General features: G+C 56.9%; 9 protein-coding genes and 2 pseudogenes. 7 read left to right on the top strand and 4 right to left on the bottom strand.

The window, feature by feature from the left end:
- The gene (locus AC3ITA_RS14010; protein WP_489280708.1) at positions 1–1152 is read right to left on the bottom strand and encodes an efflux RND transporter periplasmic adaptor subunit; all 1152 of its coding nucleotides are present in this window, start codon (positions 1150–1152) and stop codon (positions 1–3) included.
- Positions 1153–1214: 62 nt separating this feature from the next.
- The gene (locus AC3ITA_RS14005; protein ID WP_489280778.1) at positions 1215–2699 is read right to left on the bottom strand and encodes an efflux transporter outer membrane subunit; all 1485 of its coding nucleotides are present in this window, start codon (positions 2697–2699) and stop codon (positions 1215–1217) included.
- Positions 2700–2883: 184 nt separating this feature from the next.
- On the opposite strand from AC3ITA_RS14005, the gene AC3ITA_RS14000 reads away from it, so the two are divergent.
- From AC3ITA_RS14000 to AC3ITA_RS13980, 5 genes and pseudogenes are all read left to right on the top strand, one after another.
- Positions 2884–3702, top strand: a complete 819-nt coding sequence (locus AC3ITA_RS14000) for a MipA/OmpV family protein (RefSeq protein WP_489280706.1) — start codon at positions 2884–2886, stop codon at positions 3700–3702.
- 11 nt (positions 3703–3713) lie between these two features.
- The gene (locus tag AC3ITA_RS13995) at positions 3714–4388 is read left to right on the top strand and encodes a response regulator transcription factor (RefSeq protein WP_489280704.1); all 675 of its coding nucleotides are present in this window, start codon (positions 3714–3716) and stop codon (positions 4386–4388) included.
- Positions 4357–5715, top strand: coding sequence for a sensor histidine kinase (locus AC3ITA_RS13990; RefSeq protein WP_489280702.1), 1359 nt, complete (start codon positions 4357–4359; stop codon positions 5713–5715). The genes AC3ITA_RS13995 and AC3ITA_RS13990 overlap by 32 nt, the downstream gene beginning before the upstream one ends.
- 317 nt (positions 5716–6032) lie before the next feature.
- Entirely contained in the window at positions 6033–7046 is a 1014-nt protein-coding gene (locus AC3ITA_RS13985) for a S1 family peptidase (protein ID WP_489280700.1), read from the top strand.
- Positions 7047–7543: 497 nt separating this feature from the next.
- A pseudogene (locus tag AC3ITA_RS13980) lies at positions 7544–8794 on the top strand (transposase); the annotation flags it as partial.
- Positions 8795–9458: 664 nt separating this feature from the next.
- On the opposite strand, the gene AC3ITA_RS13975 reads toward AC3ITA_RS13980, so the two are convergent.
- Positions 9459–10406, bottom strand: coding sequence for a site-specific integrase (locus AC3ITA_RS13975; RefSeq protein ID WP_489280697.1), 948 nt, complete (start codon positions 10404–10406; stop codon positions 9459–9461).
- A 181-nt stretch (positions 10407–10587) separates the two neighbouring features.
- On the opposite strand from AC3ITA_RS13975, the gene AC3ITA_RS13970 reads away from it, so the two are divergent.
- Positions 10588–11595, top strand: coding sequence for a DNA-binding protein (locus tag AC3ITA_RS13970; protein WP_489280695.1), 1008 nt, complete (start codon positions 10588–10590; stop codon positions 11593–11595).
- A gap of 300 nt (positions 11596–11895) precedes the next feature.
- Here the strand turns inward: AC3ITA_RS13970 and AC3ITA_RS13965 are convergent.
- Positions 11896–12039: pseudogene (locus AC3ITA_RS13965) on the bottom strand (IS5/IS1182 family transposase); the annotation flags it as partial.
- A gap of 60 nt (positions 12040–12099) precedes the next feature.
- On the opposite strand from AC3ITA_RS13965, the gene AC3ITA_RS13960 reads away from it, so the two are divergent.
- Positions 12100–13131 carry a phospholipase D family protein gene (locus AC3ITA_RS13960; RefSeq protein WP_489280693.1) on the top strand — a complete coding sequence of 344 codons (1032 nt, stop codon included), beginning with the start codon at positions 12100–12102 and terminating at the stop codon, positions 13129–13131.
- Positions 13132–13317: the final 186 nt, after the last annotated feature.

The raw sequence follows: 13317 nt of genomic DNA, 5'->3' as shown, positions 1-13317 counted from the left end.
TCATTTCAAGAAGAGGGGAGCAACGCCAGGGTTGGCTGCCCTGTGGTCTTCAGAAAAGGGACCTTCGGCAACGACGCGCACCAGGTCTGCGTCACCCAGAAAACTTCCGCCCGCAGCAACCACCTGGGCGGACAGGTCGAGACCGCTGACGATCTCCACGCGATCTGCTGTGCGTCGGCCCGTCGTGACTTTGGTTTGTACGACTCTCGACTGCGCGCCGAGGCGAAACACATGGCTGAATCCGTCGCGCAGCACCACTGAGGTCTGCGGCAGGGTCAGCAGCCGCTCCGCTCCGATCTCGAACTCCCCGCGGGCGAACATTCCGGCACGCGCAGCTCCAGGCTGCGGCAAGTCTACGTAGACCATTGCATTGCGGGTCTGAATGTCTATGAGCGGGGCAATCATGCGTAACGTGCCGGTAATCGGCCCACCGCCCTCCGGTTTGATCTGAACCGTTTGCCCGGCTTTCAGCTTCGCCAAGTCCGCAGCCGCCACTTCGGCGCGCCATTCCAGGCGATTACCGCGGATCATTCGAAACAGTTCCTGTCCGGAGGGGAGGACGGCACCGACCGTGGCACTGCGCGCGGAAATCACGCCATCGTCTGGCGCCAGCACCTGGGTCTGGACGAGGCGCAGTTGCTGTGTCTTCTCGACCGCGCGCACACCCTCCAGACGCGCCTGGGCGGCACGTTCCTGGGTGAAGTATTGTTGGATCTGCTGACCGGACATCGCCCCGGTTTCCCGTAGCTCACGCGCACGACCGGCGTTGGCGGTCGCCTCGCTCAGTGCAGCCGAGGCCTCGGCGGTAGCCGCACGACTCTGTGCCAGTTCGGCGTTTACCATTTGTGCGGCGAAGATGGCGAGGACCTGGCCGCGCCGAACCACGTCACCCACATTGACCTTCACCTCGGCCAGCCTGAGCCCACTCGCCTCGGTTCCGATGCTGGCTTCCTGCCAGGCCATGATGTTGCCATTCGCCGAGACCTTGACGGGCATCAGGTCGAACTGTGGTTTGGTCAGGGTAACGGTGAGCGCGGGTCTGACGGCGACGGGTTCACTGTCCTCCGGCTGGAGGGTGGCGGTGATCACCATGCTGGTGACAGGCAAAGCGATGCCCGCGATAACCACTACGTAAAAATATTTGCTGTTCATCATCTCTTTCCTGAGGGCGGCCCGCCCCGATACAGCGCAGTCGCCAACACGTGTGGGGACTTTTAGGGTGACTTTTGGCTGTTTGACGTCGCAGGAAGGCCGGCCTTGTGCAAGTCCGTGGCGGCCCAGCCGCCACCTGTAGCGCGGTAGAGGGCGATCCAGGCGTTGACGCGCTCGCGATCCAGTCCGATAGCCGCACTGCGCGCAGCCACCAGGCTACGGCGGGCGTCCTCCAGTTCGAACACGCTGGACACCCCGGACCGGTAGGCAGATTCCGTGGCCTGGTATGAGCGTTCAAATCCTTCAACGGAGATACCGGTATCCGCGCTGCGTGCCGCCGTGCTTTGCAAGGTGACGAGCGCGTTTTCGACTTCCCGTACCGCTTCACGTACGCGGGCGGTGAAGATCGTCGCTGCCGCTTCGTAGCGGATGAGGGCTGCCTGCACGTCGGCTTTGCGCACTCCACCATCGAACAGCGGCATGGTGATCGTGATAGGACCGACGCCCCAGACAGTGCCATCCGTGCTGACGCCAGCGCGGTGAAGGCGGGTTGGCGTGATGTTGCCGCTCAGGGTAATGCGCGGCCAACGCCGGGCCTGTGCCTGATCCGAATCGGCGCTCGCGGCCATTAAATCCAGCGCGGCGGCGTGGACGTCGGGGCGTTGTGAAACCACCGAAGCCGGTAGGCTGGCGATGCTGAGTTCAGCCGGTCGCGGCAGGCGTGCGCCAGCGTTGACAAGATCGCGTCTCAGCGCCATTTCGTCTTGTGCAGTGAGGGCAACCAGTGTCTTGACGAGCAGGTCGCATTGCGCCTTTTGCTGCACCACGTTAACCCGACCCTGGGCTGCGCTGGCGTCGGTCAGGTCGGCTGCAGACGGCGGCTGAAAGCCTGCATTGACCGCCAGTCTGGTCAGGCGGGAGGTCTGCGCCCGAGACCGGGCATCGATCTCCGCCTCCCGGGTCTGTGCCTCGCACGCTCGATAGTCGACATAAGTCGTCGCAATCTCGGCGGCCAGCGAAACCCTCGCATCGTGCCATCCAGCCTGGCGGGACTCCAGCCTGGCAGAGGCGGCGTCGGTGGCGGCGCGATTCGCCCCGAAAATGTCCAACTCCCAACTGGCCTGCAGGCCCGCCGCGTACGCATTGCCCGTTGAGGTGCCGAGTTCGGTTCGGCCTCGACTTGTGCTGGCGCTCGTCTCAATGGAAGGCAGGAGGGCAGCTCTGCCGGCAATATGCGCTGCACGTGCATCGGCGATGTTGCTGGTTGCCTGGGCGAGTGTCGGGCTGGCGCGCTGACCATCCTCCAGCAGGCGAAGCAGCAGGCTGTCATCGAACTGCGCCCACCATTGGCCCAGCGCTTCAAGCTGCCCTTCATGGGGCAGAGGCGCGTGCCATTGTGTCGCGACAGGATTGATCCCACCCGGAATCGGCTTGGACATACCAGACGAGCAACCCAAAAGCAGCACTATCGCCACACTTGCCAGGGTAGCGGCGGGCAATGCGTGTCCGATAACCGCGAACCCGACACGCGATCCGGGTGAATCCATGATAGATGTTGTAAGCGATGGCATGCGGTGCTCTCATCTGTGTCAGCGACAGGAGAGACTTTCCGGCAATGCGACTTTCCAGATACTTACCGGCAGACAAATCGAAAAAAACGGCTCCTGTAAGTAATGCGTAAGAAGAGCACCTTGATGATGCGATTCCCCAACGCAATTACAGGAAACGGTTATGCGTATGCTCTTGTCGCCGGTCTCGATTATCAAGGTTCCGTACATTTGCAAAGCGTTCGCCGCGATGTTTGCCGTAACGCTGGTTTTACCTGCGACAGTGAAGGCTGAAGAAGATCCGGAAAAATCTTCGTCGTCCTGGGGCGTGGGCATCGGCGCCAAGAGCAGCCAGAAGGCTTACACCGGAATCGATCGTGAAAATGAGGCGCTGCCGTTGATCCAGTTCGAGAATCAATACATTCGGTTGTTTGGCCCCAACGTGGCGTTGAAACTGCCCGGTTTCGAGGTAAACGAGGCCAATAAAATCGACTTCAGCCTCATCGGAAAATATGATTCAAGCGGTTATGAAGACGACGATGCAGACATCCTGGAAGGGATGAGCGACCGCGAGAGCAGCTTTTGGGCTGGCGCGAAGGCCGAATGGCAGAACGATCTGGCAGACGTTAGCCTGGAATGGGTGCATGACATCTCGGGTCATAGCAAGGGGCAAAGTGTCAGCCTCGGCCTGGAAAGGACATGGCACATCAACGAGCACGTCATGCTCACACCACGTGTTGGCGCGACATGGCAGGACAGCAAGTATGTTGACTACTATTTCGGAGTCCGCGAAAGCGAAGTGCTCGCCAATCGTGATTTCTATGAGGGCAAGTCCGGGGTAAACACCGAAGTGGGCCTGCGAGGAATCTATAAGTTCGATAATCATAATTCCGTGTTTGTCGATGCTGAGGTCACCCAATTGTCATCCGAAATCAAGGACAGCCCGCTGGTAGATCGATCCACCCAAAACAATCTCACCTTCGGTTATGCGTACCGTTTTTGATGAGCCGGATATTGCTGGTTGAGGATCATGACCGACTCGCCCACTTGATGTGCAAGGGGCTGGCGGCTGCTGGAATAGCTGTCGATGTGGTCGGCCGTATCGATGCCGCATGGGCTGCTGTCCAGCAGATGCCCTATCAGGCGGTGATCCTCGATCGGGGGTTGCCGGACGGTGACGGTCTCGTCTTGCTGCCGAAGTTGCGCAAAGCCGGGCTAGGTATTCCTTGCCTGGTATTGACCGCGCGCGATGCGCTGCATGACCGCGTAGAGGGCCTCGACGCCGGGGCAGACGATTACCTTCCAAAGCCATTCGCCATGGACGAGCTGGTGGCGCGCGTCAAGGCATTGCTGCGCCGCCCCGTGGTGTTCCGCGCACTCGATCTCAGTCACGGTGATTTGACCCTGCGTCCCGAGACCGGTGCTCTGTGTTGCGCAGGGCAGAGCATCACACTCGCACCGGCGGAAATGCACATCATGCTGGTGCTTTTGCGCAAGCATCAGGAGGTCGTGCGTCGCAGCACACTGGAGGCTGCCGCATGGGGGCTAAGTGACGCGGTCACACCGAACGCTCTGGATGTGGCCCTTCATCGTATTCGTCGCAAGCTGCTCGCCATTGGTTCACGCCAGCGAATAGCCAATGTAAGAGGTCTTGGTTATGCGCTTCGTGAAGATGATTCAGCCCAATAGCCTGAGACTGAAAATCCTGCTGGCCTATGTGGCCGGCATGTTATTCAGCATCACGTTGCTGGTGATCGCTGCTACTGTAGCGCTGCAGAGCAGTGTTCTGGCACGAATGGACTTCGCCAACCTCGCGGAGGAAATGGCGGAGGATATCCGCTTCGACGGCGATGGCAGGCCCGTTGGATTCTACGAGGACGCTGATGAGCTGGGGTGGGTCTACGTCAGCCTGCAGCGTGAAGTCGCTTATCGAATTCTGGACGAAGCTGGACGCGTGGCGTTGCTATCGAGTGCCGGAGAGCAATTCTGGCCAACTGACGGAGACCTGCTTCGCCTGGAGCGTGGTCGCTTCGACTTCGAGCACAAGGGGGCGACGCTGTACGGCGCCACCGAACCCGCTGTGCATGATGGCAGGACGTGGTATCTCCAGGTCGCCGTCAGCACAAGGTTCATGGGGCTGCTCCATCGCGTTGCCTTGCCGCTGGTAGGCGCTGGCATCATCGTGTTCAGCCTTGTGCTGCTCGTTGCTTTCGGTGTGTGCACCTACATCACTTTGCGTTACACCCTCAAACCCCTGCAAGACGTGTCGAAGTCCGCGACAGCCATCTCTCCGCGCTCCCTGAATTCCCGTCTGAACACCGAAGCCGTACCGTCGGAGATCGCGCCACTGGTCGACAGTTTCAATCAAGTGCTGGATCGTCTCGAACGAGGCTATCGCGTGCAGCAGGAGTTTCTCGGCAACGCCGCGCACGAATTGAAGACGCCCCTGGCACTGATCCGTGCGCAGATCGAATTGAGGGAGGATGTCGGGAACCATCGTGACGCTCTGTTGAGCGACGTCGCATACATGTCCCGCCAGGTGCAGCAGCTCCTGCTCCTGGCGGAAGCAAGCGAGGCGCACAACTACATTTTCACCGTCGTTCGGGTGCAAGAGATTGCCGAGGAAGTCATCTGCTACTTGCAGCGCATGGCTGAAGCCGCTGACGTGTACTTGAGAGTATCCGCTGCAGACGATGTGACGTGGAGAGCCGACCGCGGAGCCTTATTCACCTTGCTGAAGAATCTGCTGGAGAACGCTATCCAGCATGCTCCCGCCAAGACAGTTGTAAGCATGGACATTCAAAACGACACAGTGGTCGTACGGGACAGGGGACCAGGCATCGATAGTACGCAACTGCCTTTGTTGTTCGAGCGATTCTGGCGCGCCGCCCACAGGCGAGATCATGGTGCAGGGCTGGGCCTGCCCATTTGCCAAGAGATAGCCTTGGCCCATGGCTGGACATTGTCTGTGCTCAAAGCTGACCCTGGTCTGATTTTTCGGGTATCGCGGACGTAAAGGCCTGTTGGTTTCGTGTTGTCAACCAGCGTTTTCAGGTCTTCCAAAGACCATTGCCGATGTTCACCGACTAACCTCGACTTTCCTCCTGAAGTGGGGCCCCGTATAGGTCGCTCCCCTAATAAAGCCTGCCCTTGGCCGATTGCTGCCTGTCGCGATTGACTGAAATCGACGTAGCTGCAGGTTAGAAGCGACAGAAATCGGCCACAACTAGCCACTTGCTTCACATCTGCGCCGCCGCTTACGCTTCATTCAGCTGACCGAGAACCTTGCGTAGAGCAGCGGAGGTACGGGCAGGATCATATTTAGGAGCGGCCATGGAACACTTCGTACCGTTTGAGATTGCCACCTGCGAAATGACTGAGTCGTCACAAAGGGCCTACCCCCTTGACCCCGCCCCCGAAAAACCTTTTCATCCGTTCAGAATTCAGGATCCCTTCGGGCTGAGGAATGCCGTAGTACCCGTATTCCGGCAAGACACAGAGGGACAGCTTTTTGGGTTTGGTACTGCATTCAACATTAATCAGTTTGGCACCTTCCTTACAGCCCATCACGTCATCGACTTCTCTGGAGAAAGCGGAACGAGCCGACCGGTCCTGTTTCTGAGCATACATGCGATAGTGTTTGGCTTAGTCACCATTCCCAGTGACTGTTTCGTACCTGTAAACGGGTATCAAATAGCCATGATGGATTCTGATGACCCCATGGGGGCTTTGCGAGGGAGGCAGGAGCGTAAAGTTATGCAGGCCTCTCCACTTGGTCCACGAGTGCGCCCTCCCCAGACGGTGAGCGTGTGTATTAACGGATGGCGGCCTCAAGTCGGGGATATCTTGCTTGCCATCGGGTACCCAGAATTGGACCTTTCTAAGCTCTCGGCCGAATCTCAAAAAATGCTTTTGTCGGAAGGGATGTACGGCGCATATGGACGCATTGTCGATGTACACCTGAATGGGGTTGGCACGGCCAACCCTAGTCCGGTTATTGAGGTGGAGACTGACTGGCCACCGGGCATGAGCGGAGGTCCAGTGTTTAATCGGGCAGGAGACGTTGTTGGTATCGTTAGCCGTTCGATTCGAGCCGAAGGGGATCTTCCCGGCAGAGGTTATGCGGTGGACCTGGGTCGGGCATACGACATCCAACCATTTGCGCCGAGCTTGGATTCGCCGGGTTGGCAGTTGTGTTGGGGGGTTTTTCTAGAAAATGAGAGCGAACCTTTTAGCGTTCATGCTTCGGAGGAAGACGCAGTTTCAGCGGGAGATTTGCTTAAACAGCCTCACCGCATCGTGAAAGTCGCAAACAAAATCGGCACCAAAGATTGTATGTCGGTCTAGAGAATACGAGGGTTTCATCTCTGAGGTACGAAGCGAGCTGGCAATCGACCACGGCTGAATGCTGCGCTTGACGTTTAGTTCTTGCCCCAAGTAGGAGTCCGCCTCGACTGGGTTTCTCCTACTGGCGTATGGATCGGCAGTAAGGCCAACGGTATCGGAATGTGTTTGGTTTTTTAGAGGTAGCACCAAGGCAAGGGGAAGCATTGAACCGACTAGGCGCTAGCTGGGTAATTGCACTCCACTTGCCCCCCTCTTGCAATGCACTTGCCCACTCTATTTGCATTCGAATTGACCAGTCGTTTGCACTGAATTTGACCGGCAAACTGGGTGGCCGTGACAGGCAGAAGTCGGCCAGAAGGGGACATTTCGTCAACGGCAGTTTCTGGCCGATTCTGTTGAAAAAGTAGCTCCCCTGTCTGGCTTGCGGCAAAATATCTGTATTGGCCAGCAGGGAAGCACGCAACATGATGGGACAGTTATCGAGTGGGTAGGAATGGCTGTTTTACTCGTTCAGCCCTGAAGATCACATCCCAGCCAATCACCTTCTGCGCAGCATTGATCAGTGTCTCGATCTGAGCGACCTGCGCCATTACCTCGCCGAATTTTATAGCCCGATTGGGCGTCCGTCGATTGATCCTGAACTGATGATTCGCATGCTGATCGTGGGCTATTGCTACGGCATTCGCTCAGAGCGTCGGTTGTGCGAAAGGCCCATTTGAACCCGGCGTATCGCTGGTTCTACCGGTTGAGCCTTGAAGATGACGTCCGAACCTCTCGACCTTTTCCAAAAATCGTCACGGCGTTTTCGGGACAGCGATCTGTTTCGCTGGCTGTTCAATGAAGCGCTGCGTCGTTGCATGGACGCAGGCTTGGTCAAAGGTGAAGGCTCTGCCGTGGACGCCAGCAAAATCAAAGCGGATGCGAGTCGGCAGCGCGGCGTAGCGGGTGATGAGTAGGTCAAATGGAGCGATCTGTCCCTGAGCACCCGCGCCGTGCGCGAGTACTTTGAGGCACTTGATGATGAGGCTCTGGCTGAAACGCTGCCGAAGCGCTTGTCGCCGACTGATCCTCAAGCCCGCTGGACGGCAGCTCCAGGTGGCCCAGCGTTCTACGCTTACTCCACGAATTATCTGATCGATACCGAGCACGGTGTCATCGTGGATGTGGAACCCACGCCGGCTTATCGCACGGCCGAGGTAGAGAGCACGAAGATCATGATCGACCGGGTCGAGGCGCAGTTCGACATCAAGCCGGAACGCCTTATTGGCGACACCGCTTACGGAACCGCGCCGGAAAAAGACATCGAACCACACGTACCGGTGTGGGCGCAAAACTGAGCGCAAGAACGACAGTTTTTCGAGTAACGATTTCCACTGGAATCAAGAGACTGAGGAATACCTCTGTCCGGCCGGCAATGCATTACGCAGCGAATGGCGAGCCTTCAAGAGCGAGCGTTCGCACGTCACCAAAGCCAACACCATCATCTTCCGGTCCCGGCAGACCGACTGCGTAGCGTGTCCAATGAAAGCCCAATGTTGCCCGAACACTACGTTCCGCAAGATTGCTCGCAGCATCCATGAAGCCGCGCGTGATGTGGTAAGAAGGTCGAAATGTTGTTCGCCCACCTCAATCGCATCCTGAAACTTGATCGCCTGTGACTACGGGGCCTGAGTGCTGCGACCGACGAGTCCACGTTGGCGGCTGCGGTACAGAACCTGCGTCGACTGGCTAAACTTACCTCTCAAGGCCAACTGCTATGGGATAGGTGCGCCTGCACGAAGCAAAACACCTCAAACCAACCCAATAACAGAGCAGCAAAGGTCAACGAAGACCCGACAAACCACTCAATGTGGAGCATAGGTTCTCCGGTGGTAGCCATGTCTGAGTTCAGGCCAGTTGGACATCCGACCTTTTCAACAGAATCGGCCTGTTGCTGCCAGTCGCGAAAGGCAGCAGACAATCCTTAGCTGTCAGCCATTTGTGCCTACAGAATCCGGGGCATCTCAATTAGGCGGTAAAGTTCTGCCGGAGGCTGCCACGCGCATCTCTTGGCAACTTTGCGTCGAGGAAGGGGGGCGTGACATCCCGCTGCTCTTGGTAGATCGCACAGATATCGAGCATTCTGCCTAGGTAAACAGGTGATTTGAAAAGCACACGACTGCGGTGGAGGTCACTGCTATCAAAGAAACATAGCGAGATATGTTCGATTGGCTTGTGGGGTTTTGGTTGGCTCAGGTGAAAGTCTGACCCTCCAGGGGGGCCGGACAGCAGGACCAGCGTGCTCATACCTCTCAATGAAGTGAATAAGCTTTAAGTCCTGCTTTAATGCCTTGATGGCAGCATTCGTATCGCTGGGATCAGCCACCAACCGAAAGACGTCCTGAAGTGTTTTCAGGCCGTTGATGGAGCATCCTAAAGAAGATCCATTTTTGGTGCTGGCGCTCGAATCGCAAACCCTCCAAACGAAGAGCTCGCATCTACGTACCGCAGGGCTGACTTGATGTCCTTCCAGCCGACGTAACTCATCAGTGATTTGATATCCCAGCCATTAGCAGATGCCCAGGTCGCAAACCCACGACGCATTGAGTGACTGCTGTACATCTCCGCCGGGACACCAGCTTGCTTAAAAATGCGGCGGAGCAGCGGGATCAGGCTATTCGGGTTAATTCCGCCATCAGCGAGATTGCCCCAGCGATCCACTTTCCTGAACACCGGCCCGCGCGTAATGCCGGCGACAGTGATCCAGTTGATGTAGGCCTGGACGGGACACAGCTTCCTAAGGGAAGGGGTGTGGAATGTCGTTCCCAGGTGCTGTCGATCGCCCTTTGTGTGGGGCAGATAGAAGGTGATGCCGATCCCGGACTCCGCCTGGGTGTGCTCGACCTGCAGACGAGCCAGTTCATCCCCCCGAAAGCCACGCCAGAATCCAATCAGCACCAACGCGATGTCTCGTCTATGTCTGATCACATTTCCAGATTCTCCTCGCGCGGCCGCGAGAGCCGCCTGTCCCTCAAGCCAGCCTACTGCTTGCTCCAGGTGAAGTAGAAGGAGCGGGGCAGCCTGTTTTTCTTGGGTCGGATGCAATGTCCGAATGCCCTTGATCATTTGCTTAATGGTGGGCGTCTTCGTCGGATCCGGAAATCCCTGCGTGACGTGCCACTGCGCCAGCGCGGCCAGGCGTTGCTTCAGTGTGTTGATGGTGTGTTTGTCGGCGTACTCGGCGAGGTAGCGCACGATGCCATCCCCTGTCGCCGGCAAAAAACCACCCCAGGTCACCTCGAAGTGCTCCACCGCAGCACGGTAGCTGCGCCGAGTGTTTTCCCGGGTACCGGCCTGCAGATAACGATCAACCTTGTTCATCTCGACCCTTCTTCGCGAAACGTACCTTTCCGAGTGGTGGAAAAGGCGGAAATCATGCCTATGATGCGATAACGCTCTATTATTTTATCAAAGAAAGCTGCGTAAATTATTCTTTTTTGATCGCAGTAGTGCTATGTATATACATAGTATGTAAAACAGTACGGAATCGTAGGAGAGGAAAATGGCGCGCGGCGGAATCAACAAGGCGATAGTTCTGGAGGCTAGGAGAGCACTGCTCGCCCGCGGCGAGAACCCAAGCATCGACGCCGTGCGCATCGAGCTTGGCAATACTGGCTCGAAGACGACTATTCACCGATATTTGAAGGAAATCGAAGATTTTGACCCGAGGCCGCGGGCTTCTAGAGAGCGATTGAGCGATGAACTGACCGAGCTTGTGGCCGGCCTCTTAGAGCGAATGACGGAGGAGGGCGGCGAAGCTCTCGCGCATGCCCAGGCGCGTTTCGACGAGCAGCGCATCGAGCTGGAGCAAAAGCTCGACGGCTTGAGTGCCGAACTCACCTCTTTGCAGCGGGAATTTGATAGTCAGAAAGGGGCGTTGGGGCTTCAAGCGGATGAGTTACAGATTTGTCAGGCAAGCCTGCAGGCCGAACTCACCCGCAATGCACGCCTTAGCCAAAACTGCAGTGACTTGGAACTCCGTGTTCAAGAAAAGGACGAGCAGATCCGCTCCCTGGAGGAAAAGCACCTGCATTCACGCGATGCGCTGGAACATTACCGTAACGCGGTCAAGGAACAACGGGAGCAGGAGCAACAGCGACATGAAGGGCAGGTGCAACAAGTTCAGGTTGAGCTGCGACAGCTGCAGCAAACGTTGATGCTCAAGCAAGATGAATTGACTCGACTCAACAGAGATAACGAGCGCTTATTAAGTGAGGCGCGACAGCAGGCCAAGGCGGCGGCGACGCATGAAGACGCGGCGCTTCGTTTGAGCGGTGAGATTGCCGCCATGAAGACAGCAGTTGCCAAGGCAGACGGGGCGAAAGAAGCGCTTCAGGAGCAGCTAGGCATGTCGCGTGCCGAATCCAAGCGGCTAGAGGAGGTTTTGGCGCAGGCGAGCTCGCAACTGGCGGAAGCCACGAGGTTGTCGGAGCAATATTCTGTGGAGCTCACTCAGCTTCGACACACCACGAATCATCCTGAAACTGACAACGAAAGCATCGCAAAATAAGACCAAGGGAGAGTTAGATTGAACAAATTTAACGCGGTGTGCAGCGGTTCTGATGCAAGTACTCTTGACCTGAAATATGCGCATGAGCGTCTGAACCAGATGATTTCTTCGAACGATTGTTCGGGGCCACTGAAGCGTATTGGGCGAATCGCATCAAGTACAAAGAAGTTGAGGCCCAAAATGAGCAGGGAGGGGTTCGATACGTAGAGGGCCAAAGAAAAGTTGCCGGGAATTTCTAAGGCGTGTCGAGGGGGGAGATACTGCCTCATGTTCTTCACACTTCACACTTCACACTTCACACTTCACACGGCGCTCTTTGCCCGTAGTACATTGCTTGGGCATTCCGCAGGACCTGCGGACCGAGAAGCAGTAATCGTGTAATAACATGCTGTCTCCCACCGACAAATGCCGTCGGATTAGAAGCTGAACCGCAGGGCGTCGATACCGCTGCCTCCCTCACCTATGAAGTGAATGTGCTTTCGAGCAGACAAGGATGCCTACGCAATGTTTATTGGTCCCGAGCAGTACCAGAAATGTCTACGTGCGATGGTAGCAAAGGAGGAGGCGCTGGACGTGGCTGTCGCGTTCTGGGGGGAAGGGGCTGAGGCGTTTATTCATCCTGAAGATGGAAAACCGTTGCGAGTCATCTGCAACCTCAGAAGTGGAGGGTCCAATCCGGCGGTCATCAAAAGACTGGTCGCCCGGGCAGGTAGGTTGGCTCACGTTGAAATAAGACAGTGCGACCGGTTACACGCGAAATTGGTTATCGGCCCTAGTCAGGCAATTATTGGCTCGGCAAATGTTTCCGCGAACGGGTTGGGCCTTGAGGGCAGCGAGGTGGCGCACTGGCTGGAAGCGGCAATTCACACCGTCGACGAACAGGAGCTCAAGTCGGCTCAGCAATGGTTCGATCATCTTTGGTCTTCGACTGACACTCGGGCAATAAGCACTGAGGATCTGGCTGATGCCGTCGCGGCCTACGAAAAGAATCGTGAAGGGCGTCCTGATTACAGCAGAAAAGGGCCATTCTCTTTTGAAAATTATTCAGTGGCCGATCTTGAGGGGCGTCACGCCTATGCTCTTCTGTACAGGACAAGGCCTGGACCGGAAGCAGATGCCGTCACTCAGCAACATGAAGAGCAAGAGCGGCGACTCCATGCGGGCGAATCTGTCAAGAGCGAGGGGGTGGCGCGATGGGCGTTCGAGACTTGGCCAGATTCACTCGATACCACTGAAAAAAATGAGTACCTGTGCATTATCTGGACTGAACGCGGAAGTGTGAGAGTCGATGGTGCGTGTCGCATGACGGACACCAAGCTCCATTTTGTCTATAAGAAGAACAGCATTAACGGCTGGGTTGATCTCGCGAAACCTGCATCCACATTGCTTGGGCGGCGCCTGATAGCTGCAGACTGCCAGAGGGTGGCGATGGTGTTGAAGCCCAAGATTGAAGACATCTGGAGCGCAGCAGAAGAACTCGATGACGACGCCAGACGCATTCATCTTTCTACGCTGGCGGGAATGCTTCAAGGGTAAGTGCGGTTGAGCGGCATCAGGATCAAGCCTTCTGTCTTGATTCACTGGCGCGCTTGGCCAGAGGCAACCGCCTGGAATTTCTCGGGTCGGATCGATGAATACGAAGGATCAGAGCTTCGCTATAAAAGACGAACAGCTTGGGCTGTTCAACGCAGGTAAGTCAGATCGTCCATTAGGTGGCGGAGC

This window comes from Pseudomonas sp. GL_090 (assembly GCF_057837765.1).
The sequence above is the reverse complement of the archived record's forward strand: the minus strand, read 5'-3'. Positions and strand labels throughout refer to the sequence as shown.

What these genes read in the sequence shown, in the direction of transcription:
- AC3ITA_RS14010 (WP_489280708.1), bottom strand. Translation starts at nt 1,152, where the DNA reads ATGAACAGCAAATATTTTTACGTAGTGGTTATCGCGGGCATCGCTTTG.
- AC3ITA_RS14005 (WP_489280778.1), bottom strand. Translation starts at nt 2,699, where the DNA reads ATGGATTCACCCGGATCGCGTGTCGGGTTCGCGGTTATCGGACACGCA.
- AC3ITA_RS14000 (WP_489280706.1), top strand. Translation starts at nt 2,884, where the DNA reads ATGCGTATGCTCTTGTCGCCGGTCTCGATTATCAAGGTTCCGTACATT.
- AC3ITA_RS13990 (WP_489280702.1), top strand. Translation starts at nt 4,357, where the DNA reads ATGCGCTTCGTGAAGATGATTCAGCCCAATAGCCTGAGACTGAAAATC.
- AC3ITA_RS13985 (WP_489280700.1), top strand. Translation starts at nt 6,033, where the DNA reads ATGGAACACTTCGTACCGTTTGAGATTGCCACCTGCGAAATGACTGAG.
- AC3ITA_RS13975 (WP_489280697.1), bottom strand. Translation starts at nt 10,406, where the DNA reads ATGAACAAGGTTGATCGTTATCTGCAGGCCGGTACCCGGGAAAACACT.
- AC3ITA_RS13970 (WP_489280695.1), top strand. Translation starts at nt 10,588, where the DNA reads ATGGCGCGCGGCGGAATCAACAAGGCGATAGTTCTGGAGGCTAGGAGA.
- AC3ITA_RS13960 (WP_489280693.1), top strand. Translation starts at nt 12,100, where the DNA reads ATGTTTATTGGTCCCGAGCAGTACCAGAAATGTCTACGTGCGATGGTA.